This window comes from Hymenobacter ruber (assembly GCF_054783255.1).
In genome coordinates, this window is sequence record NZ_BAAGQX010000002.1 from 1,321,342 (window position 1) to 1,346,543 (window position 25,202).

A 25,202-nucleotide genomic window follows, 5' to 3' on the forward strand; every position below is an offset into this window, starting at 1 on the left:
TTGCTGAGGCTGTTTCATCGACCACAAAAAAAGCCCCGCTGGCAGCTGCCAGCGGGGCTTTTTACTTGCTTGGCGCAAGGCGCTACGCTATTCGCGTACCACGCGCTGGGTCAGCACGCCTTCGGTCGTTTTCACGCGGAAGGTGTACACGCCCGAAGCCAGGTGGCCGAGGTTCAGCGAAGCCGAGCCGGCGGCGATGGTGCTGGTGTGTACCACCTGGCCCAGCGAGTTCAGCACGGTTAGCTGCGAAGCCGTGGCGCGGGGGCCGCGCAGCTCCAGCGTCAGGCTGCCGTTGGGCGTGGGGTTGGGGTACACCAGCAGGCTCACGCCGGTGAGCGAAGCCGTTTGCGTAGCCGTCACCACTACCGCCACCGCGTTGGACGGGGCCGACGAGCAACCTGTGGTCGAAGTTACCACCACGGTGTAGTTGCCATTCTGGGCACCGGGCTGGAGCAGCAGCGTGTTGCTGGTGCCGGGAGTGGCAGTTACGGGAATGCCGTTGCGGAAGAACTGGTAGGTAACCCCGGCCAGGGCCGGCGTAGTCAGCAGCACGCCGCCGCCCGTCTGCGCCGTCGAGGTGAGCGTAGGCGTCACCACGCCAAAGTTGATGGTGATGGTGGTGCTGGACGAAGTACCGCTGCAAGCGCCCGACGTAGCCACCGTGTTGAGGATGGTGTAGGTACCGTCGCTGGTGGCCGTGGCCAGGTTGATAGCGCCCGTGGTCGGGTTCACGCTCAGGCCCAGGCCCGTGGTGGAGAACGTACCGGCCACCGCGCCGGGGGCCAGCACCGGCAGCACCGGCGTAGTCGAGCCCGTGCAATACGTGCCAGCGGGGTAGCTGAAGGCCGCGTTCGGCGGCGTAGCCAGCGTCAGCACCACCTGCCCCGTCGAGGTGCACGGAGCCGAGGGACCGGTAGGCGTCAGGGTGAGGGTCACGGTGCCGGCGGTTACGTCAGCGGCCGAGGGCGTGTAGGTTGCGTTGAGCGTAGTAGCATTGGGCGAGAATGTGCCCGTGCCGCTGGTGGTGTAGGTAGCGCCCGTGGCCGAGCCGGCAATGGTGCCGGACAGCTGGTAGGGAGTCCGGCCGCAGCTGGTAGCGGCGGCCACCGGCAGCGAAGCCACCAGGCCCGGCGTCACGTTCACCACAATCGGGGTGCGCGAAGCACCGACGCACTCGCTGCCGAGCACCCAGTCAAAGAAGTAGTAGTAATACATCGGGTAGCCCGAGAAGGTATTACCAGTAATGCTAACGGCCCCGCTGGGCGAGGTGTAAGGGTACGAAGCCCCGGCCGTGTTGCGGTACAGGCTGGCCGTGGAGCCCGTCGAAGTCAGCGCCAGGCGCTGGCCCGTGCCGGCTGGCAGGGCAAAGTTCAGGGGCACGAACGTCTTCACGTTCAGGTCGGCCGCCGTGAAGGTAGCCTGGTAGGTTTGCAGCACCGTACCAGCGCTGCTTTGCAGCTGAATGTTGCTGACGCCAGCCGCCGTGGGGTACACATACACGCCCGTGAGCGTGGTCGGCGAGGTCACGTCGAAAATCAACGCGTAGGTCAGGTTGGCCCCACCACCGGCGCCGATAGTGTTGGTTAGCGGGCCCACCCGCTCCGAACCGCCGCTGAATGCTTCGGCGTAGAAGGTGGTATTAGCCGTGAGGGCCGACGTCACGAAGGGATTGCCGGTACCGAGGGCCGTGCCGCCGGTAGCCGCCGCGAAGTAGCGCACCGAAATGCCCGTGGGCACCGTGGCCGACAGCGTAGCCGTGCCACCCGCGCAGGTGCTGAGCGGCGAGGGAGCCGTCGAAATCACCGGGTTGTTCACCGTGATGGCGGCCACGTTGCTGTAGGTGGTGTTGGTGTTGCAGGTGTTGCGCACGCGGTAGTAGGTGGTGCTGGTGAGCACGGGCGTGGTGTACGTAGCTGCCGTAGCGCCGGCAATATCCGTGAAGGTGCCGGTGGCGCTGCTGCTGCTCTGAAATTGGGTAGTGCCGTTAGAAGCCCCGGTGAGGACCAGCGTGGCGCTGCCGCTCACGCAGATGCTGGAGGCCGCGGGGGCCAGCACGCCGGCCACTGGTGCCACCACCGTGCGGGTAACGGCGGGCGTCAGCACGTTATTGGTGGTGTTGGCATCGCCCACTACGGTAGCCGTCACGGCAAACGAGTAAGCGCCCAGCGTGGTCATGTTCAGGGTGCCGGTCAGGGTCACGTTCAGGGTAGCGCCGCTGGTCAGGGTACCCGTGCTCACGGTGCCGGTGATGGTTTGGGTGGTGCCGCCGGGCAGCGTAACTACTACCGATACCGTAGCCGGCGTGGTAGCGAAATTGAGGGTCGAAGTACCGGCGTTGCGAATCTGCACAATCACCGCCTCGGTGGCGCTGTAGCAGCTCGTGCCCGTAGCCGGGCCCACCAGGGCCACCGGAGCCACGTCCACGCCCACTGGCGTAAACTCATAAGCGCCCAGGTCAGGCGTTGCGCCACGGGTTGCGCCCGTGATGTCGTCGGTCACGCGGGTGAGCGGCGTGCCGGCGTTGTTCAGCAGCACGTTGCTGGGCAGCAGGTTGCCGGTGCCGGCTCCCACGAATACCGGGTCAGCCGAGATGCTGTTCTGGTCGAACGCGTTGTTGTTGGCGGCCTGCAGGTTAGCCAGCGTCACCAAAGCGGCGCTGTAGTAGCCCACGTTGCCGTTGGGCACGTAAATGTCGTTGTAGTTGCTGCTGGTCGGAGCCGTCGAGTAGTACAGGCCGTACTTGGTGCCTGCAGCGGGACGGATGATGCTCACCACGTTATTCTTCACCTCGACGCTGGCGCCGGAGTTGTAGATGCCGTAGGTGGTGCTGGTGTTGGCCGACTGGTCGTCCGCGTTGATAGTGTTGTTGTAGATGCGGCTGAAAGCAGCACCCGAATTGTAGATGAGGTACTGCGTACCCACGCCGTTGATGTTGTACAGCACGTTGTTCACCACATCGTTGGTGGTCGTGGCCGTAGCCCCGGTGCTGGTGGCCAGGTAAATGCCGTAGGTGGTACTGGTCGAAGTCGGGTTGCCCGTGAACGGGTCGTGCAGGCGGTTTTTCTCGATGGCCAGGCTGCGCGACGAGCCGAAGTTGTAGATGCCGTAGTACGTGCTGGGGTTGGTGCGCAGCGCCCGGCTCACGTCGTTGCCAATAAACTGAGCGCCGTCCTGATACCCCGAGTAAATCCCGTAGGTATTGAAGTCGCGCACGTTGTTGTTCCGCACCACGTTGCCCGTGTTCAGCGAAGTCGCGGTGTTGCCATACAGCGTGATGCCATAGTAACCGCCGTTGATGGTGTTGCCCTCAATGGTCAGGTTGTTGGCCGAGTTGCCGCTGGTGGTGGCACTGGTCAGCGAACCGTTCACCGCAATGCCTGCGAAGTTGCTCGACGTGGTGGCGATGTCCGCGTTGATGGTGTTGTTGGTGATGCGGTCGTTGTCGGCCGCGTTGGCCAGCAGCACGCCGTAGCCGTAGGTGGCCGCCGGCGACGCCCCGGCACCGCCGGTCGCATCAATGTTCAGGTTGTTGATGGTGGTGTAGTCGGTGCCATTGAGCTGCACCACTGCCCGCTGCGTGCTGTTGGTCGAGGCGTACTGAATGGTGCGCCCGCCGCCGTTCACCACAATGGTGTTGGTGGCGCTCACGCCGGTCACGTCGTTCAGCAAAAACTGCTCGGTGTAGGGGCCGCCCGAAACCGTCAAAGTCACCGGGCCGCTGATGCCGTCCTGGTTCAGGCGGTTAGCCGCATCGGTGAAGCTGGTGAAGTTGGTGCCGGCCGTGGGCTGCGCGCTGTTGATGGTGTAAGCCCCGCTGATGGGAACAGCCACGCGGCTGGTTACCGAAATGTTGTCAATCGTGGCCGGGGGCTGCGCGCCGCCCGTGCCGTCATTGCGCCAGGAAAAAATGAGGCGCTGGGTGCTGCCGGCAAGGCTGCCCGGCAGTTGAAGCGTGGTGCGGCCAAAGGTAGTTTGCAGGTTGATTTGGGCCAGCACCGTGACACCGGTGGTGCTCAGCGCGGTGCCGGCTACTGGCGTAAACGAAGTCGGAGCTACCTGCACCAGGATGTAGTCGTAGGTGCTTTCGCCGGCCGCTTTCCAGTCGAAGCTCAGCTGAATGTTACCCTGGCCAGCGGCCACGGTCACATCGCGGTACATGTGCACGAAGGACGACGACGTGATGGTGTAGGCGTTGCTCACGCCCGCGTCGTTGCTGATGTAAGCCGATTTGGTGCCCGTGGTGGTCGGGCCATTGCCGCCAGCCGTGCCCACCGCCCATTGGTTAACAACAGAACCGTTTACGAGCGTGAAGCTGTTGGTAGCGCCTTCAAAATCTTCATTGAAGACCGTGGTTTGGGCCTGTGCTCCTAGGCCACCCAAGAGCAGAAGCCCGGCGCCAAACAGGCGCGTGAACCGCTTTGGTGATGACAGGGCACGGAGCAGCAACCCCTGCTGCTCGCGGAGTGTTTTTTTGTGCATAAGACAAAAGAGTAAAAAGAATGAATACGAGGGTGAAGAAGGGGGTGAACGAAAAAATCGGGTGGTAGCGCAGCGTCTAGAAACCGTTCCGAAGTTGGTCGACAGTTGGACTTTGTTTAGAAAGGCGGTGGGTGAGTCGCACCAAAATACAACTACCTATAAAGGCACAGCACAGAACGCTACGAGAAAAGTAAAACCGAAAAGCTCATAAACCTAATCGGCCTCTGGCTGAGGCCAGTACCACCCAAGCCCAAACCGCAGTATTACGATTTGATTAACAGTTGAATACCCTTAAAAAATGATTTTCCGCATTGCGCCTGCCCCACCACTGGCGCGCACCATTATCAGGCGGTGGCTTCTGCTTTGCGCGAGGCGTTGGCGGCGTTGGGGGCCGGGGCTAAGAGCCATTCGTTCAGGCGGGCACGCAGCTCGCCGGTGCCCAGGTTGCGGAATACTTCGCCGTGGCGCACGAGGCTCATGGCCCCGGTTTCCTCGCTCACCACGAGCACCACGGCGTCAGTGATTTCGCTCAGGCCGATGGCGGCGCGGTGGCGCAGGCCGAGGGAGGCGGGCACGTCGGGGTTTTCGCTCACGGGCAGGATGCAGCGGGCGGCCCGCAGGCGGCCGTTGGTCACAATCACGGCCCCGTCGTGCAGGGGACTGGTTTTGTTGAAAATGGAGAGCAGCAGGCGCTTGCTGATTTCGGCATCGAGCCGGTCGCCGGATTCGGCGAAGGCCGTGAGGTCGGAAGCCTGGGTGAAGCAGATGAGCGCGCCGGTGTACTTGTTGGAAAGGCTTTTGGCGGCTTCCACAAAGGGGCTGATGGGCAGCGGGGCCACCTCGGCCGGGCGGCCCCAGGCCCAGCCGCGCATCCGCTCCAGTGCCGTGGCCTTGCCCACATTCAGCAAAAACCGCCGGATTTCCTGCTGAAACAAAATGATGCTGGCCAGCACGCCCACGCTCATAAACTGCCCCAGAATCTTGGTGAGCAGTTCCATGCCGGTGGCCTTCACCACCAGGTACAGCAGGTAAAACGACACCAGCCCCAGCGCCACGTTCAGCGCCACCGAGCCGCGCAAAAGTTTATATAACTGGTACAACAGCACCGTCACCAGCAATACATCGGCCGCGTCAATCCAGCCGAACTGCAGGAAATTGATGGGGAATGGGCCGTTCATCGGGTGGGGCTGAAGGAGGGAGTACGGGCAATAGCGCGCCCGTTACAAAAGAGGCGCGCCGGATAGCGGCCGTTGCACGGCCGGACTTCCCGCCCTTCAAATTACGGCCTTTATTCCGCCATTGGAAAGGTATTGGCAAATAATTGTATGGTTTGATGGGCTTCGGCCACGTCGTGGGCACGCAGGAGCTTGGCGCCGCCTTGCAGGGCCACCATGTGCAGGGCCGTGGTGCCGTTGAGGGCCGTTTCGGGGCCGAGGCCGAGGGGGCCGTACACCATGCGCTTGCGCGAGAGGGCGGCCAGCACGGGCAGGCCCAGCGCCTGCAGCTCGGGCAGGCGGCGCAACAACTCGTGGCTTTGGGCAGCGGTTTTGGCAAAGCCGAAACCGGGGTCGAGCATCACCTCGGTCACACCCAGGGCGCGCAGGGCGGCCAGGCCGTCGCGGAAGTAGCGCAGCAGGGTGAACACCAGGTCGTCTTCGTAGTGCGTGAGCTTGGCCATGGTTTGGGGCGTGCCGCACAGATGCATTAGCACGTAGGGCACACGCAGGCGGGCCACGGTGGCAAACATGGCGGCATCGAGCGTGCCGCCGCCCACGTCATTCACCAGGTCGGCCCCGGCGTGCACGGCGGCTTCGGCCACGCCGGCCCGGAAGGTATCGGCGGAAAGAAAGGCCTGCGGAAACTCCCGACGCAGGGCCTCCACGGCGGGCAGCAGGCGGCGGGTTTCTTCTTCGGCCGAAATGTCCTCGGCCCCGGGGCGGGTGCTGTAGGCCCCGAGGTCGAGCATGGCGGCCCCGGCTTGGAGCATGGCCTCGGCGCGGGTGAGCAGGTCGTTTTCGGAGGCCACGCGGCTGTTGGCGAAGAACGAGTCGGGCGTGAGGTTGAGGATGCCCATCACCTGCGGCCGGCGCAAATCGAGCAGGCGGCCGTGGGGGCTGTGGAGTGACTGAGCGGCGGGGTGAATAGACGGATGCTGAGAATGCATGGATTTACTTTGTCATGCTGAGGCACGAAGCATCTTATCACGGCTGCGTGTTTTTGGAATTATTTACTCAAAGCAGGGCGGACGTGATAAGGTCCTTCGCGCTGCTCAGGATGACAATATTAAGTTGTCGCGCACCGCTTGAACACTCCCGAACACTACGACCTGCTGCTGGCCCGCTGCCGCACCCTGTTCCTGGCCAAAACCCACGACTACGGCACGGCGTGGCGCATTTTGCGCCTGCCCTCGGTCACGGACCAGATTTTTATCAAGGCCAACCGCATCCGGACCATTCAGGAAACCGGCGTGCAGCTGGTAGCCGATGACGTGAACGAGGAGTTCGTGGCCATCATCAACTACTGCCTCATTGCCCTGATGCAGCTGCACCTGCCCCAGGACACGCCGCTCGATATGACGCCGGAGGCCGTGGCCCTCGCCTACGACCACGAAGCCGCCGAAAACCGCCGCCTCTTGCTGGCCAAAAACCACGACTACGGTGAAGCCTGGCGCCAAATGCGCGTAGCCAGCATCACCGACCTGATTCTGATGAAGCTGCACCGCGTGAAGCAGCTCGAAGACATCGGTGGCGCGGCGCTGGTGAGCGAGAGCGTAGAAGGCAGCTACCGCGACATGCTGAACTACGCCGTGTTTGCGCTGATTTTGCGGGGCGAAGGGTAAGGAGTTAAACGAGAAAAAGAACGTCATGCTGAGCGCAGCCGAAGCATCTCTACTGCTGAAGTAAATTAGATTACTTGTGCGGTAGAGATGCATCGGCTGCGCTCAGCATGACGTTCCTTATAATATATCTTCTGGCCTTACTTCGTCCGGCGGCCCGACCTTTACCCAAACATTGCGCGTTGCCTGCGCGTTTGCCACCGGCTTACTTTGTCTTATGTCTCCAACTAGCTCTGCTCCGGCCGTTGCGCCGGCCCCTCATTTGTTGCGCACCATCACCCGCGTGTGCTGGTTTTTGCTGGGCGCGCTGTTCATTTTTTCGGGTCTGATTAAGCTGAACGACCCGGTGGGCACGGCCTACAAGCTGGAAGAATACTTCGAGGTATTTGCCGTTTCGGTGCCGTCGCTGGAAGGGCTTTTCTTCTGGTTCAAGGACTTTTCGCGCACGCTATCCATCCTGCTCAGCTCGCTCGAAGTCATTCTGGGAGTGGCGCTGCTGCTGCGCTGGCACCTGCGCATCACGCTGTGGGTGCTGCTGGGGCTGCTCATTTTCTTCGCCTTCCTCACCTTCTATTCGGCGGCCTTCAACAAGGTGACGGACTGCGGCTGCTTCGGCGATTTCATCAAGCTCACGCCCTGGATGTCGTTTGCCAAGGACATGTTCCTGCTGGTGCTATGGCTGGTGGTGTTCACGCACCAGCGGTTTTTGCGGCATTCCTTTGTCACGGGCACGTTCGGGATTATGGTCATGACGTTTGCTACGGCCATTGCCATCGGCATTGGGGTGCGGGCATTGGGCCACCTCCCCTACTTCGATTTCCTGCCTTATAAAGTTGGCAACGACATTGGCAAACTGATGAAGCCCGCCGAGCCCGCCCAGTACCGCTACACGATGACGCGCAACGGCGAAACCAAGACCTTCGACGCCTACCCCACCGATACCACCTGGAAATACCAGGCCATGGAATCGCTGAATCCCAAAACCTCCACCCCGGTCATCACCGATTTCGAGGTTTCGGACGTCAACGGCAATTCCTACACCCAGGAACTGCTGAAAGGCAGCAAGCTGGTGCTCATCGTGCAAAACACCAATAAGGCAGACCGCGACCGGTTCACGGCCATCAACGCCCTGATGGATGCGGCCGCCAAATCGCGCCGCAACATCACGCCCCTCACCATCACGAGTACCAGCGCAGCCAAGTTCGACTCGTTCCGCCACGACGTGAACCTGCCCGGCGCTTACTACTTCGCCGATGCCACGGTACTCAAATCCATCATCCGCTCCAACCCCGGCCTCATGGTGCTGCAAAACGGCGTGGTGAAAGCCAAGTACCACTACCACGACATTCCGGCGCTGTGGCAGGTGGAAAAAGTGCTGAAGGAGTAGTTTATGCTCGCCTTTATCCTCCGTCGCCTGGGCCAGGGCGTGCTTGTACTGGTTGGCGTGGCCTGCACGGTGTTTCTGCTCTTCAACGTGCTGCCCGGCGACCCCGCCGCGCTGCTCGCCGGCCAGCGCAGCGACCTGGCCACCAAAGCCGCCATCACCGCCGACCTCGGCCTCGACCAGCCCTTGCCCGCCCGCTTAGTGGGCTACCTGAACGATATTTCGCCGCTCGGCCTGCACCCCGCCGACTCGGCCGGCCGCGCCCGCTACGGCGGCTTCGCGGTGCTGCCGCTGGGCAGCAAAGCCCTGGTGCTGAAAACGCCTTATCTGCGCCGCTCCTTCCAGAGCAACAAGGATGTGCTGCGTATTCTGCTCGATTATTTCCCCGGTACCATGTGGCTGGCGCTGGCCGCCATGCTCATAGCCAGCGTGGGCGGCGTGGCCTTCGGCGTAGTAGCAGCGCTGCGGCCCCAGTCGTGGCTGGATAGGGTGCTGGTGAGCACGTCGGTGCTGGGCATTTCAGTGCCGTCGTTTGTGGCCGCCATTCTCATTGCCGTCACCTTTGGTTTTTACTGGAGCCACTGGACGGGTCTGAGCCTCACCGGCCAACTCTACGAAACGGACCCATTTACGGGCGTGCGGCACCTCGTGCTGCGCAATTTGCTACTGCCGGCCGTGGCGCTGGGCATCCGGCCGCTGGCCATCATCACGCAGCTCACCCGCTCCAGCATGCTCGATGTGCTGAGCCAGGACTATATCCGCACGGCGCGGGCTAAGGGCCTGAGCCGCACCGCCACCGTGCTGCACCACGCCCTGCGCAACGCCCTGAACCCGGTGGTGACGGCCGTATCGGGTTGGCTGGCCTCGCTCATGGCGGGCGCGTTTTTCATCGAATACATCTTCAACTGGAAAGGCCTGGGCACCGTGACGCTTCGCGCCGTCGAAAACCTCGATTTTCCGGTGGTAATGGGGTCGACGCTGTTTGTAGCCGCATTATTTGTACTGATAAATATTATCGTGGACGTCCTCTACGCCATACTCGACCCGCGCGTGAAACTGAGTTAGCGCGTTCGGCATTCAAGGCAATGGCCTGTCATCCTGAGCTTGCGAAGGACTTTATCACCGCTGAACATTTTGCAGTAATTCAGATAATAAGGACGTGATAAGGTCCTTCGCAAGCTCAGGATGACAGACAATAAAAAACCTCTTCTGACCACCGACTCCATTATTCCGCGCGGCGGCTCTGGGCACTTGAGCCTGGTGGGCCTGCCCGGCGCGGGCAAAACCACCCTCGGCCGCCAGTTGGCCGCCCACTTCAACCGCCCGTTTCTGGACCTGGACGTAGCCATTGAAGCCCGCACCGGCCGCAGCGTGCGCGCCATTTTTGCCGAAGACGGCGAAGTCAGCTTCCGGGCCCTGGAAGCGGCGGTGCTGCGCGATGCGCTGGCCCACGCCGGGCCGCCGCTGGTGCTGGCCACGGGCGGCGGCACCCCCTGCTTTCATGATAACATGGCCCTGCTCAACCAGGCCGGCCCCACGCTCTGGCTCGATGTGCCCATTGAGATGCTAGCCGCGCGCCTACCTCCCGAAGAAGTAGCTAAACGCCCCTTACTGGCCGCTGCCGGCGGGGCCGAGGCCTGGCTGCGCGAAACTCTTGCCGCCCGGAGTAAGTTTTATGCCCAGGCGCGGCTGCGGTGCTCGGCATCCTGCACGTTACCGGCCGTGGTGGCCCAGCTGGCGGGGGCCGGATTTGCCCTCCCCGCGACATTGCCGCCCGCATCGTAATTTTGTTAATTGATTCGTTCGACGTCTGTTACCCCTATGCAATCAGTATCCACCGAAGAACCGGCTGTAAACGAGGCACCTACCCCCGCTACGGCAGCCCCTGTCCGGCCCAAGCACAAAGGCTCGGCCCAACTCTTCCAAAACCCGGTGCTGGAGCGGCTTTCGCACACGCACATCGCGTTGCCAGTGGGCATTTTTGCCGCTACGGGCATCATCAGCATGTATTATGGCCTTACGCATGGCTTCATGACGGGTGTGGCCGCGCTGGGGCTGTTTTTGGTGGGGCTGCTGGCTTTTACGCTGGTGGAATACCTGGTGCACCGCTACGTGTACCACATTCCGGCCACTACGCCGGGCCGGGCCAAGTTTCAGTACACTATGCACGGCGTGCACCACGAGTACCCCAAGGATAAAACCCGGCTGGCCATGCCGCCCATCATCACGGTGTTCGTGGCGTCGCTGCTGTTTTTCATTTTCCGCTTCAGCTTCGGCTCGTATGCGTTTGGGCTGCTGTCGGGTTTCACGTTTGGGTATGCCATGTACTTGTTTGTGCACTACGCCATTCACGCCTACTCTCCGCCCAAAAACTTCCTGAAAGTGTGGTGGACGCACCACAGCCAGCACCACTACCGGCAGGACGAAGTGGCCTTCGGCGTAAGCAGCACGCTCTGGGACCACATTATCGGCACCATGCCCAGCAAGAAAAGCGCCTAGCTTTTCCCAATTGAAAGACATAAAAAAAGCGCGACTCCCGCCAGGGAGCCGCGCTTTTTTGTGGTTGCTACACGCCGGATTAGGGGCGCGGGCCACGCATTTTGCTCACGATGAAGAACAGCAGCGCCACCACGATAAACACGGCAATAATGCCCGTGTAAGCGCCGGCTTTGAAAATGTCGCCGATGACTTCGCAGCCAGTCAGCGCAGTAGCCATCACGCTGAGAAAAAGAAAAAGGGTAAAACGGGAAGCATTCATGGCGTGAAAGAAAAAGAAGGGAGGTGAAAGCCGCGTAGCACGCTGGCTACCGGGTTAGGCCTGATACTGTGCCGACGCCAAAAAGGTTGAGACCGGGCCGATTGCTGTGGTTGGCGGCCGGGCTTTTGGCGGCTTCTGCGGTAGCTTTGGCGCATGAATCGTTTCCTTCTACCGGTCTGCCTGGCAGTGCTGCTGCCCGTGGTGGCGGCCGCGCAAGCACCCGCTGTTGCCACTCACCTCACGGCTTCTGCCCATCAGCAGAGTGTATTGGAATTTCAGACGGCCCTGAACAAGGAATTCCACGACCCGCAGGAGTCGCCGCTCACGCCAGCTGAACAACAGGCCCTTACTACCCTGCCCTTTTTCCCGACCGATTATAGCTACTACGTGGAAGCCACCCTGGTGCGCGATTCCACTTCCCGGCCGTTTGCTATGGAAACCAGCACTGCCCGGCGTCCCATGTACCGCAAGTATGGCGAGCTGCGCTTCGTGCTGAACGGCCAGCCCCAACGCCTGAGCGTGTACCAAAACCAGGAGCTGCTGAAGCGGCCCGGACTGGAGGATTACCTGTTTGTGCCGTTCACCGACCTCACCAATGGGCACGGCAGCTACGGCGGTGGCCGGTACATCGACCTGCGCATTCCACCGGCTGGCACCAGGACTTTGGCGCTGGACTTCAACCGGGCCTACAACCCGTCCTGCGCCTACAACCACGGCTATTCCTGCCCGGTACCGCCCGCCGAAAACCGGCTGGCCATTGCCATTCCAGCCGGGGTTCGCAGCGACCATTAATCCGACCCGACGCACACCGAAAAAGAACAGGCCCCGCATTGATGCGGGGCCTGTTCTTTTTTTAGCATTTGCGGAGGCTTTACCAGCTGCCACTGGCCCCGCCGCCGCCACTGCTGCCGCCGCCAAAGCCCCCGAAGCCGCCACCTCCGCCGCCACCGCCTCCCCAGCCGCCGCCACCGCCGCCGAAGCCACCACCAAAGATGATGGGCGGAACAAAGCCGCCGCCAAAGCCCCGGTTGCCGCGCCCGCCGCCACCGCCCCGGTTGCGTATCATGGTGAACACGATGACCATCACGAGAATGATAATCCAGAATGGAAAGCCCGAGCCGGTGCGGTCGCCCTGGCCCTGGGGCCGGGCGTCGGCGGGGTCGGCCTGGTATTCGCCTTTGGCTAGGGCAATGAGCTGGTCGGTAGCCCTATCGAGGCCGGCGTAGTACTGATTCTGACGGAAGGCCGGCACCAGCGTGTTGCTGATGATGCGCTTGGCCAGGGCATCGGGCACGGCTCCTTCTAGGCCGTAGCCGGTCTGGATGCGGGCGGTGTGCTCCTGCTGCGCCACCAGAATCAGAATGCCGTTGTTCTTGCCCTTGCGGCCAATGCCCCAGCCTTCGTACAGCTTCTGGGCATAGTCGGCAATGTCGTCGCCGTCGAGATTTGGCACGGTGACCACGGCGATTTGCGACGACGTGCTGTCGTTGTACGCCACCAGCTTGCGCTCCAGCTGGTCGGCCTCCCCGCCCTGCATCAGCCCGGCCAGGTCGTTGACTAGGCGGGGGGGATTAGGCCGGGGCGGGATGTTCTGGGCCGCGCTGCTCAGGGCTGATGCCAGCCCAAACAACAGCAGCAGCATTGGCCACCATGCCCTTGACACAGCTGATTTCAGCAGGGAGAAGCTCAACAAAGGCGATATCCTGGCAGTAGCCACGGAATTTTTCATGCGTCGGAAGACGGTTTTTGACCGCCGAAAGAAATGGAATCGTCCAGCTCGTTCTGGTCGGTGGCGGCGTTGTAGGGAAAGTAGCGCTTGAGCTGCTCGCCCACCATTCGGATGCCGCGCTCCAGGCCCAGCACGTAGTTTTCGTGCCGGAACTGCTCGAGCACGGCTTCCTTAGTGGTTTCCCAGAAGTCGTCGGGCACGGCCGCGTTGATGGCCGAATCGCCTACGACGGCAAACTGCCGGCTTTGCCAGGCCAGGTAAAACAGGACGCCGTTGCGGGCAGCGGTTTTGTGCATATTCAGCTCGCCAAATACCTGAGCGGCGCGGTCCAGCGGCTCGGGCGTGGGGCAGGTGTCTTCGAGATGCACCCGGATTTCGCCGGAAGTGGTGACTTCGGCCTGCCGGATGGCGGCCACCAGAGCCGCATCCTGGGCGGGAGTAAGGGGGGAGGTCATGGAATTATATGGGAGTAGGGTGCGGGGCTTGCCCCCGCCCGGCGCTGCACGGAATCGTTGAAACGGCGCGGACGGCGGGCGGGGACAAGCCCCGCACCCTACACAAGATTCAACCCTAAAACTGAACGGTCGGAGCCTTGCTGGCGGCCGGGTCGGCCTCGAAGTAAGGCTTGGGCGGGAAGCCGAACATGCCGGCAAACAGGTTGTTCGGGAACGAGCGGGTGAACGTGTTGTAGTCGTTCGTCACGGCGTTGAACTTGTTGCGTTCCACGTTGATGCGGTTTTCGGTGCCTTCAATCTGGGCCTGCAGTTCCTGGAAGTTGGCGTTGGCTTTCAGGTCGGGGTAGTTTTCGGACACGGCCAGCAGGCGGCCCAGCCCGGCCGACACCTGGCTCTGGGCATCCTGGAATTTCTTGATGTTTTCGGGCGTCAGGTCGTTGGCGTTCAGCTGCACGCTGGTGGCTTTGGCGCGGGCTTCGATGACGCTGGTGAGCGTGCCCTGCTCAAACTTGGCGGCACCTTTCACGGTGTTCACCAGGTTACCGATGAGGTCGTTGCGGCGCTGGTAGGCGCTTTGCACGTTGCCGGCCTGGGCCTTCACGGCCTGGTCGCGCGTCACCATGCCGTTGTAGCCGCACGACGACTGGGTGAGCAACAGGGCCAAGCCCGCGAAATAGAGAAGAAAGCGTTTCATGATGGGTTGTGAAGGGTGTTGGTGAAGGGTATTCGGGGGTTGAAAGCGCAGCGGGCCAAACCTACGGCCGCTGCCCCGGTTTGGTACCGGGTTTGGGGCAAAGTACGCAGCTTAGCCCTAGTGGTTGTAGCTTGCTGCTTAGCTGGCCCGAACGCCTTCCTTTATCGTCCCCCCGCCTACTTCATTACACAGCCCCGTTTCATGAAAGCTGTTATTCCCGTTGCCGGCATTGGCTCGCGCCTGCGTCCCCACACCCACACCCAGCCCAAAAGCCTGGTGCCGGTGGCCGGCAACACCATTCTGGGCCACATCATCGACCGTTTGCAGGCCGCCGGCCTCACCGAATTTGTGTTCATCGTGGGCTACCTGGGCGATAAAATCGTGCGCTACGTGCGCCGCCAGTACCCCGACCTCAAGGCCACGTTTGTGGTGCAGGAACCGCGCGAGGGCATCGGCCACGCGCTGTGGCTGGCCCGTGAGGAATTTCGCCACGACCCCGACGGCGTACTTATCATGCTCGGCGATACCATTGTGGACGTGGACCTGGCGGCCCTCATGGCCACGCCCGGCTCGGTGCTGGCCGTGAAGGAAGTGAAAACCCCCAGCATGTTCGGGCTGGTGGAAACCGGCAGCAACGGCCGGGTAAACAAGGTGGTGGAAAAGCCCAAAATTCCCAAATCAAACTTCGCCATGGTGGGCCTATACAAGCTGGCTTATCCCGAAAAGCTGGCCCAGGCCCTGGAGTGGCTCATCGACTCGGACGCGCGGACCCACGGCGAATTTCAGCTCACCGACGCGCTGATGCACCTCATCGAGGAGGGCGAGGCGATGACGACCTGCCCGGTGGACAACTGGTTCGACTGCGGCCGCAAGGAAACCCTACTCGAAGCCAACGCCCGCCTGCTGAACCGCCCCGAATTCCTGGACAACCAAAACTATTCCGACTATCCGGACGCCGTGATTATTCCGCCGGTCAGCATTGGGCGCGGCTGCCAGATTTCGCACTCCATCATCGGCCCCAACGTGGCCATCGGCGACAAAACCATCGTCAAAAACTGCATCCTGAGCGACTCCATCATCGGCAGCTACTCGGAGTTGCGCTCGGCCGTGATGCACGACTGCATCGTGGGTTCCGATGCTTCGTTCCGGGGCATGAACCACTCGCTGAATATCGGCGATAATACCGAAATCGACTACAGCTAAAGTCGCGCGAGGCGCCTGAGCACCGCCGATATTAACGCCAAAAAGCCCCGACTGCACTGGCAGTCGGGGCTTTTTAGTATGCTCAATCAAGCCAACCTGAGAGCCGGCCCCAGGCGGGACCGGCTCAAGCAATCTAGTTGATAACCACGCGCTTGACCAGGCTGGCATCGCCGGCCCGCAGACGCAGCGTGTATACACCGGTCGCCAAATCGGTGGTGGGAATCAGGAGCGAGGCCCCGGCAGCGGGTAACGCTGCCGACTGTCGGCGCACCACCTGCCCGAGGGCGTTGAGCAGTTCGGCCTGCACGCTCGTGGCGTTGGCCACGGCGGGCACCCGTACCGTGAAGCTCTCGTGGGCCGGGTTGGGGTACACGCTCACCCCGGCGGCCGTGAGGGCCGTGGTGGTGGCAGTGGTCACGATGTAGCTCACGTTCACGTTGTCGAGGCCGATGTCGGTGCTGCCGTTGTCGCCCGTGGCGCGGAAGCGAATCACGCTCGTGGCCGTGGCCCCGGTCAGCGGCACGGTGTAGGTGGTCCAGTTCGCAGCCAGGATTTGCGTGAAAAGGGGCGCGCCAAACGTAGCCCCGCCATCGGTGCTCAGTAGCACCTCGATTTTGTCAGAACCCGAGGTGTTGATGTAGTCAAACTTCAACGTCGGTACGTTGGTGGCCGTGCCGGCGTTTATGTTGGCGTAGAGGTCGAACGTGGCGAATTCGGTTACCGGCGACACGTTGCCCGAGTGGTAGCGGGCCGAGAACGAGGACGAAGCCCCGCCCGCGTTGCTGCCGGCCGGCGTGTAGCCGTAGTTGGTCGAGCCGCCGGTCCAGTTGCCGGCCGCGCCGTCGTCGTAGCGGCGGAACGAAGCGTCGGGGTCATTGCCGGCCGTCATTTTCCAGTTCAGGCTCGGCACCTCGCGCAGGGCGCAGTTGCTTACCCACGTGTTCTCGAACGTCTGCGTGTAGGGCAGCGTGGCGTAGGTCGGCGTCACGCAGGCAAAAGGCGTCGTGAAAGTGGTGGTAACGGGCGACGAGTTGCCTCCACCGGTGCAGTTGGCGGTTAGCGTCACGGCGTAGGCAGTGCCGGCAGTCAGGCCGGTGAGGGTGATGGGCGAAGTGGTGGCGTTGGCCTGGGTGGTGGCCGGGAAGGTCGTCACCGTGTAGGTGGTCGAGCCGCTGGCCGGGGCCGTGAACGTCACCTGGGCCGTGGTGGTGGTGATGGTGGCCGCTGGCACTGCCAGGGCCGTAACCGGTGCGCAAGCCACGTAGGTGATGCCCACGTTGTCGAGGCCGATGTCGGTGAGGCCGTCATCGCCCGTGGCGCGGAAGCGGATGATGCTCGTGGCCGTGGCTCCGGTCAGCGGCACGGTGTAGGTGGTCCAGTTCGCAGCCAGTATTTGCGTAAACAAAGGCGTGGTGCTGAACGTGGTACCACCGTCGGTGCTCAGCAGCACCTCCAGCTTATCCGTGCCCGAGGTGTTGATGTAGTCGAAGCTCAGCGTAGCCGTGCCAGTGCCGCCGCTTACGTTGGCATACAGGTCAAGCTGGCCCTGGCTGCCCGTAGTGGCGTTGTAGGAGTGGAAGCGAGCCGAGAACGAGGACGTAGCGCCGGCGGCGTTGCTGCCGGCCGGGCTGTAGGCGCCGCTGGTGGTACTCCAGCCGCCAGCAGTGCCGTCGTCGAAGCGCCGCCAGGCGTTGTTACCCGTCAGTGGGGTAGAGCGCCAGTTAGCGTCGGGCACGTCGCGGGTGCCGCAGGCACTGGCCCAGGTGCTCTCAAAGGTTTGCGTGTAGGGCACTGCGGCGTAGGGCGCCGCCACGCAGGCGGTGGTGAAGGTCGTGGTTACTGCCGCCGAAGTGGTGCTGCCGGCGCAGTTGGTGCTCACGCTCACGGTGTAGGTAGTGTTGGGCGTGAGGCCCGTGAGGGGCACGGGCGAGGCCGTGGGGGCGGGCGTGACGGTGGTAGCCGTGCCGCCGGCGGGAGTGTAGGTTACGGTGTAGCTGGCCCCGCCGCTCGGAGCCGTGAAGGTCACGTTGGCGGTGGTGGCGGTGATGTTTGCCACGCCCAGGCCTGCCACAATGGAGCAAGCCACGTAGTTCACGCCCACGTTGTCGAGGCCGATGTCGGTGCTGCCGTTGTCGCCCGTGGCACGGAAGCGAATCACGCTCGTGGCCGTGGCACCCGGCAGGGGCACGGTGTAGGTAGTCCAGTTGGCAGCCAAAATTTGCGTGAACAAGGGCGCACCAAACGTGGTGCCGCCGTCGGTGCTCAGCAGCACTTCGATTTTGTCCGAACCCGAGGTGTTGATGTAGTCAAAAGTGAGCGTGGGCGTGCCCGTGCCGCCGCTGGCGTTGGCGTAGAGGTCGAACGTGGCAAATTCGGTTACCGGCGACACGTTGCCCGAGTGGTAGCGGGCCGAGAACGAGGACGAAGCCCCGCCCGCGTTGCTGCCGGCCGGCGTGTAGCCGTAGTTGGTCGAGCCGCCGGTCCAGTTGCCGGCCGCGCCGTCGTCGTAGCGGCGGAACGAAGCGTCGGGGTCATTGCCGGCCGTCATTTTCCAGTTCAGGCTCGGCACCTCGCGCAGGGCGCAGTTGCTTACCCACGTGTTCTCGAACGTCTGCGTGTAGGGCAGCGCGGCGTAGGTTGGCGTCACGCAGGCGAAAGCCGTGGTGAAGCTCACCGGGGACGTGGCCGTGGAAGTACCCACACCGCCGGAGCAGTTGGTGGTCAGCGTCACGGTGTAGGGGGTGCCGGGCGTCAGGCCGGTGAGGGTGATGGGCGAGGTGGTGGCGTTGGCCTGGGTGGTGGCCGGGGAGGTCGTCACTGTGTAGTCAGTCACGCCACTGGCCGAGGGGGTAAACGTCACCTGAGCCGTGGTGGTGGTGATGCTAGCCGCCGGTACCGCTACGGCTGTGGCTGGCGCGCAGGTCACGTAGTTCACGCCCACGTTATCGAGGCCGATGTCGGTGCTGCCATTATCGCCCGTGGCGCGGAATCGAATCACGCTCGTGGCCGTAGCCCCGGTCAGGGGCACGGTGTAGGTGGTCCAGGCGCTGTTGGTCACCTGCGTGAACAGCGGCGCGCCGAACGTGGTGCCGCCGTCGGTGCTCAGCAGCACTTCGATTTTGTCCGAACCCGAGGTGTTGATGTAGTCAAAAGTGAGCGTGGGCGTGCCCGTGCCGCCGCTGGCGTTGGCGTAGAGGTCGAACGTGGCGAATTCGGTTACCGGCGACACGTTGCCCGAGTGGTAGCGGGCCGAGAACGAGGACGAAGCCCCGCCCGCGTTGCTGCCCGCCGGCGTATAACCGTAGGAGGTCGACGACCAGTTGGCGGCGGCCCCATCGTCGTAGCGGCGGAACGAGGCATCGGGGTCGTTGCCGGCCGTCATTTTCCAGTTCAGGCTCGGCACCTCGCGCAAGGCGCAGTTGCTCACCCACGTGTTCTCAAACGTCTGCGTGTAGGGCAGTGCGGCGTAGGTTGGCGTCACGCAGGCGAAAGCCGTGGTGAAGGTGGTGGTGGCGGCAGTGGCCACGCCTCCGGCAGCGCAGTTGCTCACCACACTCACCGTGTAGGCGGTGCCGGCCGTGAGGCCCGTGAGTACCAGCGGTGCGGTAGTGGTGGCACTGCTGACGGTGTAGGTGCTGGTAGCGGGCGTCGTCGTCACAGTGTAGGTCGTCACGCCCGGGCCGTAGTTGGTAAACGACAGGCTGGCCGAGGTAGTGCTGATGGCGCTAACGGTCAGCGCCGTGGGTGGCGCACAAGCCACACCCGTCACAAAGCGGGTTTCGGTGGGCAGCGAAGCCCCGGCCGCATAGTTGGCCACGATGCTCACCGCGTAGGGCGTGGTAGCGGCCAGGCCGGTCAGGCTGAAGGGCGAAGCCGTGACCGTGAAGGGGCTGCCGGTTATGGCGGGCGTCACGGTAGCGGTGTAGGACGTGGGGGCGGTAGCTGGTGCCGGGGCCACAAAGGCCACCGTGGCCGTGCTGCCCGAAACGGCCGTGGCCGTGGGCCGGATGGCCGGCAGTTGCGCCGTGGTGGAGGGCGTGTAAGTATAAGTCAGGCCCGAAGCCGGAATCAGGGTGGCGCTCACGGCTACCGTGGAGGTGTTGGTGAGCGCGGCCCCGGTATTGGTCTGGTCCCAGCCCACGGCACTCACGCGGTTATTGAAATCGGTGGCGGCGGCCCCGCGCAGGCCCACCTGCGGGTTGGTGCCGGCGGCTAGTCCGGTGAAGCTGCCGTACACGATGCGGATGACGTTGCTGGTTTCGGCCAGCCGAATCTGGTAGTTTTCTACCCCGCCCACGCTGCCGTAGGCGCTCCAGTTGGCGTACTGCACCACAAACTCCCGGTTCGGAGCCGTGCCCTCGGTGGCGGTGCTGATGGCCGCCCCCGTATTGCTACGGCCGCCCCCATCGAGGCCAAACGCGGAGATGGCCCCGTCGTAGCCGGTAGTCGATGAGATGGGCGTGTAGCCGCTAGAGCTGGGCGCGGTAGCACCAAACGTGACGTAACCGTTCGAGGTGATGCGCAGGGTGGTGTACGCCGTGCCCGCGTAGGTGAACGTGAAGGGCAGCGTGGTGGCGGGGTACACCACGTTGTCGTCGCTGCTGGTGCTGATAACCGTGCCGGTGATGGCCGAGTAAGTGCCCGTGGTTTGGGTGAAGCCGTAGGCATCGGCCCGGCCCTGGGCGTGGCCCAGCGCCGGCAGCAGCCAGGCCAGCAGCGCCAGCGCGCCGGCCCAACGGCCACTCCGCGCGTGGCGCGGCGTGAATCGTAAAGGATTTGTCATGCTTGAAAAAGAAAAAAGGGTGGATAAAGTATGAGGGGGGAATACAGTAGCAAATCTAGTGCGTTAGTCGGGGGTCTGCGTAATTCTTTTGCTATCATCCTGTTCTTCATCATGAAACCAAGGTGCGGCGTATCGAATGGAAGCCCCACTGGTGCTTGACTGATTATTCCGCAACTCGGGTTGATTGCCCCTGTGGTTTCCTTTCCCCCATGATATGAGGCACAAAAGGACGTGTAGCATCCATCCCCTAATAAGTTGCGCCCAAAACCGTACTTTTCCGGTAAAATCGCGCTGCTTATGACTTTCCGCTTTGTTCTGGCCGCCCTGTGGGCCACTTTGTTCCTGGGTTCGGCCCGCGCCCAAACGCCGCTCGGCCAGCCCTCGCTCGATGAATCGAAGGTGCAAATCTGGTGCGCCACGGTGCGCTTCGTGTACGACGACGCCGGCCGGCCCAACCTCAAAAACACCGTGCGCTGCGATGGCGGCAACCTCGATGCCCTGGCCGCCAGCATCCGGCCCGACAGCCTGCGCGTGTACAGCGTGCTGTATCAGTCCATTGAAGGCCGGGGCGCTATTTACCAGGGCAAGAAAGACAACCCCGCCCGGCTGGCCGCCCTCACCAAAGCCATTATCAGCAAGCTGAAAAGCTCGCCCGCCCGCCGCAAAGACCCCGCCCGCATGGCCCGCGTGGCCGCCCTCGAAACCGCCCTCACCAACTACGTGACTTCGGGCACGCCGCTGGGCGAAGTGTCGGCCGCCATGGCCCCCGAGATGGCCGACACCACGACCGCCGCCCCCGGCGCGCCCGGCCCGGCTGAGGCCGCCGAAGCCCAGGCCGCCGCCGAGCGCGACGCCGCCGGCACTTCGGCCGCTGCCCTGCCTGCTACTGGTCCCGGCAGCCTGCTGTACCGGTTTGCGGCCCCGCTGGCGCTCATTCTGGGCATTCTGAGTTTGGTGCTCTACATCATGCTGCGCGTGACGCTGGGCCAGTGGCGCCGCCAGCAGCGCCGCGAAACCCTGGAAGCCAAGCACGCCGCCACCACCGCCCAGGCCGCCGCCACCGAAACCAGCGCCGCCGTGGCCGACTCTGTGGCCCGTGTGAAACGCGCCGAAGCCCTGGTGCTCGCTGCCTCTTCTGTCCCCGAGGCCAACAATGCCCCCACTACACCGGTTCTCAACCAGCTCAGCCCCGCCCAGCGCCTGGAAGTGGAGAGCCTCGTGAGCCAGCGCGTAGACGAGGAATTGCGCTGGCTGCGCGCCAACCTACCCGAGCTGGTAGCTTCCGCCATCAGCCAAACCAGCGTTGAAACGACGACGGCCGCACCTGCTCCCGCCGCCGATGCCATTCCCCGCAACCAAAGCGGCGCAGTGGCCGATGATGTTCAAATGGACTGATTTATAACCTTGATACGCAATTTGTTTGGCTGACAACGGCCTTCATCCTCCTTACATTTTTATGAAAGCTGCGTTACCCCTGGTTGCCATATTGGCGGCCGCTACGGCCTGCCGGGCCACTGCCCCGCCCGCCCACAACACCTTGCCCAACCGCCAGGCCCTCACCGAAACCACCGTGCCCGAAAACGGCGAGCCCAGCCGCCGCGCCGGCCTGGAGCTGCCCCCTCCCCTGCCCCCCGTGAAATACCCCGCAACCCGTAAAACCGACTTCACCGACACCTATTTCGGCACCAAAGTGCCGGACCCCTACCGCTGGCTCGAAGCCCTGGACTCGCCCGAAACCAAGGCTTGGGTCACGGCTGAGAACGAGGTGACCTTCGGCTATCTAAAGCAGATTCCGTTCCGGGATAAAATCCGCGAGCGGCTCACCAAAATCTGGAACTACGAGCGGTTTGGCGTGCCCGAGCAGGTTGGGTCAGAGCTGGTGTTCAGCAAGAACGACGGCCTGCAGAACCAGGCCGTGCTCTACCGCCAGCGCGGCACCGAGGAGCCGCAAATTCTGCTCGACCCGAACAAGTTCTCGGCCGACGGTACCACCGCGCTGGCGGGCACCGAGTTCAGCAACGACCACCGCTACCTGGCCTACGCCACCAGCGGCGGCGGCTCCGACTGGCACAAGGTCCGCATCATGGACCTGCAAACCAACAAGCTGCTGCCCGAAACCCTGGAATGGGTGAAAGTCTCGGGCACCTCGTGGACGAAGAACGGCTTCTACTACGGCCGCTACGACGCACCCAAAGCCGGCGAAAACGGCCTTTCGGGCAAGAATGAGTTCCACAAAGTGTATTTCCACAAGCTGAACACGCCCCAAAGCGCCGACCAGCTGGTGTACGAGAACCCGAAAATGCCCCTCGGCTTCCGCTTCGCCACGGCCACCGAGGACGAGCGGTTTCTGGCCCTGACGCTCACCGATGGCAAGGCCGACGGCAACCAGCTGCTGGTGCGCGACCTCACCGACCCCAGGCAGGCCAAAACCTGGACCATGCTCATTCCGAGCTACGAGTTCAACAACAACGTCATCGGCAACGTGGGCGGCGAGGTGCTGGTGTACACCAATTACAAAGCTCCCAACTACCGCGTCATCCGCATCGACCCGAAGAAGCCCGCCGAAGCCAACTGGCACGATGTGCTGCCCGAAAGCAAAAACAAGCTGGAAAGCGTGACGCAGGTAGGCGGCAAGCTGATTGCCGATTACCTGAACGATGCCAGCTCGCAGGTGAAGGTGTATTCGGAGCTGGGCAAGTTCGAGCACGACGTGAAACTGCCGGCTATTGGCACCGCCAGCGGCTTCGGCGGCCGGCGCGATGCTAAGGCGGTGTACTACGCCTTCACCTCTTTCACCTACCCGACTACCATCTATAAGTACGACCTCGCCACCAATACTAGCACCGTATTCCGCGCCCCGAAAGTGGACGTGAACCCGGCCGACTACGAAACCACGCAGGTATTCTACCCCAGCAAGGACGGCACGAAGATTCCCATGTTCATCGTCCGCAAAAAAGGCGTGGAGCTGAACGGCAAAAACCCCACCTACCTCTACGCCTACGGCGGCTTCAACATTTCGCTCACGCCCGGCTTCTCGGTGGCGCGCATGCTGTGGCTGGAGAATGGCGGTATCCTGGCCATCCCCAACCTGCGCGGCGGCGGCGAATACGGCGAAGCCTGGCACAAAGCCGGCATGACGCCCAACAAGCAGAACGTATTCGACGACTTCATTGCCGCTGCCGAATACCTCAAAACCAACAAGTACACCGACTACGACCACCTCGCCATCGCGGGCGGCTCGAACGGCGGCCTGCTTGTAGGCGCCACCATGACGCAGCGCCCCGACCTCTGCAAAGTGGCCCTGCCCGCCGTAGGCGTCATGGACATGCTCCGCTACCAGACCTTCACCATCGGCTGGAACTGGGCGCCCGAATACGGCACCTCCGCCGATAAAGCGCAGTTCGAGAACCTGCTGAAATTCTCGCCTCTGCACAATCTGAAGCCCGCCGCCTACCCCGCCACTATGATAACGACGGCCGACCACGACGACCGGGTGGTGCCCGCGCACTCCTTCAAATTCGCCGCCGCCCTGCAAGCCGCCAACACCGGCCCCAACCCCACCCTCATCCGCGTGGATGTGAACGCCGGCCACGGCGCGGGCAAAAGCACCAAGCTGCAAATCGACGAGTGGGCCGACGTGTGGAGCTTCTGCTACGCCAACATGGGCGTGACGCCGGACGTGAAGTAAGCCTTTTTACTGACTGTTGTAGAGACGCATACTTGCGTCTCGTCGTTGAACGGAAACGCTTGGCCCCTTTGCCGGTTGTTCAACGACGAGACGCAAGTATGCGTCTCTACTTCATTTATCATCTACTATGCAAATCGGAATTAGCTCATTCGGTGAAATCGCCCCGGCCCACGTAGCCGGCCAGAACCACGCTGCCGTCCAACGCATGCAGGAGCTCCTGGCCATGGGCAAGCTGGCCGATGAAACCGGCCTCGACGTGCTGGCCCTCGGCGAGCACCACCGCCCCGACTTCATCATCTCGGCCCCCGAAGTCATTCTGGCCGCCGTGGCCGCCATCACCAAGCGCATCCGTCTGAGCAGCGCCGTCACCGTCCTCAGCTCCGTCGACCCCGTTCGCACCTTCCAGAACTTCGCCACCGTCGACCTCATTTCCAATGGCCGCGCCGAGATTATCGCCGGGCGGGGCTCCTTCATCGAGTCCTTCCCGCTCTTCGGGCAGGATTTGAAGGACTACGATGCGCTGTTCATTGAGAAGCTCCAGCTACTGCTCAACATCAACGAAAACGAAGTGGTGACCTGGCAGGGCAAGCACCGCGCTTCCATCGACGCCAAAGGCGTGTACCCGCGCCCGGCCCAGCCTAAAATTCCGGTCTGGATTGGTGTGGGCGGCACGCCGGCCTCCGTCATTCGGGCCGGGCAATTGGGCCTGCCGCTCACCATTGCCATCCTGGGCGGCGCGCCCGCGCAGTACGTGCCGTTTGCCGAGCTCTACCGCGAATCAGCCCAGAAAGCCGGCTACGACGTAGCCGCGTTGCAACTCGCCATCAACTGCCACCTGCACCTGGCCGATACCGCCGAGCAGGCCCGCGACGAGTTCTTCCCGCCCTACTCCACCCTCATGAACCGCATCGGCCGCGAGCGCGGCTGGTCGCCCATGGACCGCCGCCACTTCGACTACCTCTGCGGCCCGCAAGGCCCGCTGCTGGTAGGCTCGCCGCAGGATATTATTCACAAGCTGCTTTACCAACACAAGCTATTCAATAACACCCGCTTCCTGGCCCAACTCGTCATCGAAGGCATTCCGCACCAGAGCGTGCTGCGTTCCATCGAGCTACTGGGCACGCAGGTAGCGCCGGCCGTGCGGACGGCGCTGGTCGCAAACTCCGCCTAAAATTGCGCCCTCAGCTATATAT

The 25,202-nt window shown here is 62.9% G+C and carries 18 protein-coding genes; 10 read left to right on the top strand and 8 right to left on the bottom strand.

What is annotated here, in order from left to right; all coding sequences use genetic code 11:
• Positions 1-87 precede the first annotated feature (87 nt).
• The 3 genes from ACYVM5_RS06285 to folP all read right to left on the bottom strand — a co-directional run bounded on the left by ACYVM5_RS06285 (position 88) and on the right by folP (position 6,643).
• Positions 88-4,479, bottom strand: coding sequence for a beta strand repeat-containing protein (locus ACYVM5_RS06285; protein WP_460617271.1), 4,392 nt, complete (start codon positions 4,477-4,479; stop codon positions 88-90).
• A 344-nt stretch (positions 4,480-4,823) separates the two neighbouring features.
• Entirely contained in the window at positions 4,824-5,657 is an 834-nt protein-coding gene (cdaA, locus tag ACYVM5_RS06290) for a diadenylate cyclase (protein WP_460617272.1), read from the bottom strand.
• Between the two features lie 110 nt (positions 5,658-5,767).
• A complete protein-coding gene (gene folP / locus ACYVM5_RS06295) occupies positions 5,768-6,643 on the bottom strand; it encodes a dihydropteroate synthase (RefSeq protein ID WP_460617273.1) in 876 nt (291 codons plus the stop codon).
• A 138-nt stretch (positions 6,644-6,781) separates the two neighbouring features.
• Between folP and ACYVM5_RS06300 the strand changes: the two genes are divergently transcribed.
• The 5 genes from ACYVM5_RS06300 to ACYVM5_RS06320 all read left to right on the top strand — a co-directional run bounded on the left by ACYVM5_RS06300 (position 6,782) and on the right by ACYVM5_RS06320 (position 11,198).
• Positions 6,782-7,318, top strand: a complete 537-nt coding sequence (locus tag ACYVM5_RS06300; RefSeq protein ID WP_460617274.1) for a DUF1599 domain-containing protein — start codon at positions 6,782-6,784, stop codon at positions 7,316-7,318.
• A 214-nt stretch (positions 7,319-7,532) separates the two neighbouring features.
• The gene (locus tag ACYVM5_RS06305) at positions 7,533-8,702 is read left to right on the top strand and encodes a BT_3928 family protein (protein ID WP_460617275.1); all 1,170 of its coding nucleotides are present in this window, start codon (positions 7,533-7,535) and stop codon (positions 8,700-8,702) included.
• A gap of 3 nt (positions 8,703-8,705) precedes the next feature.
• The gene (locus tag ACYVM5_RS06310; protein WP_460617276.1) at positions 8,706-9,764 is read left to right on the top strand and encodes an ABC transporter permease; all 1,059 of its coding nucleotides are present in this window, start codon (positions 8,706-8,708) and stop codon (positions 9,762-9,764) included.
• Positions 9,765-9,884: 120 nt separating this feature from the next.
• Entirely contained in the window at positions 9,885-10,484 is a 600-nt protein-coding gene (locus ACYVM5_RS06315; protein WP_460617277.1) for a shikimate kinase, read from the top strand.
• 36 nt (positions 10,485-10,520) lie between these two features.
• On the top strand, positions 10,521-11,198 hold the full coding sequence (locus ACYVM5_RS06320; RefSeq protein WP_460617278.1) for a sterol desaturase family protein: 678 nt from the start codon (positions 10,521-10,523) through the stop codon (positions 11,196-11,198).
• 79 nt (positions 11,199-11,277) lie between these two features.
• On the opposite strand, the gene ACYVM5_RS06325 is transcribed toward ACYVM5_RS06320, so the two are convergent.
• Complete coding sequence (locus ACYVM5_RS06325) at positions 11,278-11,457, bottom strand: hypothetical protein (protein ID WP_198069810.1); 180 nt, start codon at positions 11,455-11,457, stop codon at positions 11,278-11,280.
• Between the two features lie 153 nt (positions 11,458-11,610).
• On the opposite strand from ACYVM5_RS06325, the gene ACYVM5_RS06330 reads away from it, so the two are divergent.
• Positions 11,611-12,249, top strand: a complete 639-nt coding sequence (locus tag ACYVM5_RS06330; protein ID WP_460617279.1) for a DUF1684 domain-containing protein — start codon at positions 11,611-11,613, stop codon at positions 12,247-12,249.
• Between the two features lie 79 nt (positions 12,250-12,328).
• Here ACYVM5_RS06330 and ACYVM5_RS06335 read toward each other — a convergent pair whose 3' ends face one another.
• The 3 genes from ACYVM5_RS06335 to ACYVM5_RS06345 all read right to left on the bottom strand — a co-directional run bounded on the left by ACYVM5_RS06335 (position 12,329) and on the right by ACYVM5_RS06345 (position 14,335).
• A complete protein-coding gene (locus ACYVM5_RS06335; protein WP_460617280.1) occupies positions 12,329-13,099 on the bottom strand; it encodes a TPM domain-containing protein in 771 nt (256 codons plus the stop codon).
• 83 nt (positions 13,100-13,182) lie between these two features.
• A complete protein-coding gene (locus ACYVM5_RS06340; protein WP_460617281.1) occupies positions 13,183-13,641 on the bottom strand; it encodes a TPM domain-containing protein in 459 nt (152 codons plus the stop codon).
• Positions 13,642-13,756: 115 nt separating this feature from the next.
• The gene (locus ACYVM5_RS06345) at positions 13,757-14,335 is read right to left on the bottom strand and encodes a LemA family protein (protein ID WP_198069806.1); all 579 of its coding nucleotides are present in this window, start codon (positions 14,333-14,335) and stop codon (positions 13,757-13,759) included.
• Positions 14,336-14,536: 201 nt separating this feature from the next.
• Here ACYVM5_RS06345 and ACYVM5_RS06350 point away from each other — a divergent pair, with 201 nt between their 5' ends.
• Positions 14,537-15,538: a sugar phosphate nucleotidyltransferase gene (locus tag ACYVM5_RS06350; protein ID WP_460617282.1), complete on the top strand. Its 1,002-nt coding sequence runs from the start codon at positions 14,537-14,539 to the stop codon at positions 15,536-15,538.
• Positions 15,539-15,671: 133 nt separating this feature from the next.
• Here ACYVM5_RS06350 and ACYVM5_RS06355 read toward each other — a convergent pair whose 3' ends face one another.
• On the bottom strand, positions 15,672-20,321 hold the full coding sequence (locus ACYVM5_RS06355) for a T9SS type A sorting domain-containing protein (RefSeq protein WP_460617283.1): 4,650 nt from the start codon (positions 20,319-20,321) through the stop codon (positions 15,672-15,674).
• Positions 20,322-20,618: 297 nt separating this feature from the next.
• On the opposite strand from ACYVM5_RS06355, the gene ACYVM5_RS06360 reads away from it, so the two are divergent.
• The 3 genes from ACYVM5_RS06360 to ACYVM5_RS06370 all read left to right on the top strand — a co-directional run bounded on the left by ACYVM5_RS06360 (position 20,619) and on the right by ACYVM5_RS06370 (position 25,180).
• Complete coding sequence (locus ACYVM5_RS06360) at positions 20,619-21,716, top strand: hypothetical protein (RefSeq protein WP_460617284.1); 1,098 nt, start codon at positions 20,619-20,621, stop codon at positions 21,714-21,716.
• Between the two features lie 61 nt (positions 21,717-21,777).
• On the top strand, positions 21,778-24,009 hold the full coding sequence (locus tag ACYVM5_RS06365) for a prolyl oligopeptidase family serine peptidase (protein ID WP_460617285.1): 2,232 nt from the start codon (positions 21,778-21,780) through the stop codon (positions 24,007-24,009).
• A 127-nt stretch (positions 24,010-24,136) separates the two neighbouring features.
• Positions 24,137-25,180 carry an LLM class flavin-dependent oxidoreductase gene (locus ACYVM5_RS06370; protein WP_460617286.1) on the top strand — a complete coding sequence of 348 codons (1,044 nt, stop codon included), beginning with the start codon at positions 24,137-24,139 and terminating at the stop codon, positions 25,178-25,180.
• Positions 25,181-25,202: the final 22 nt, after the last annotated feature.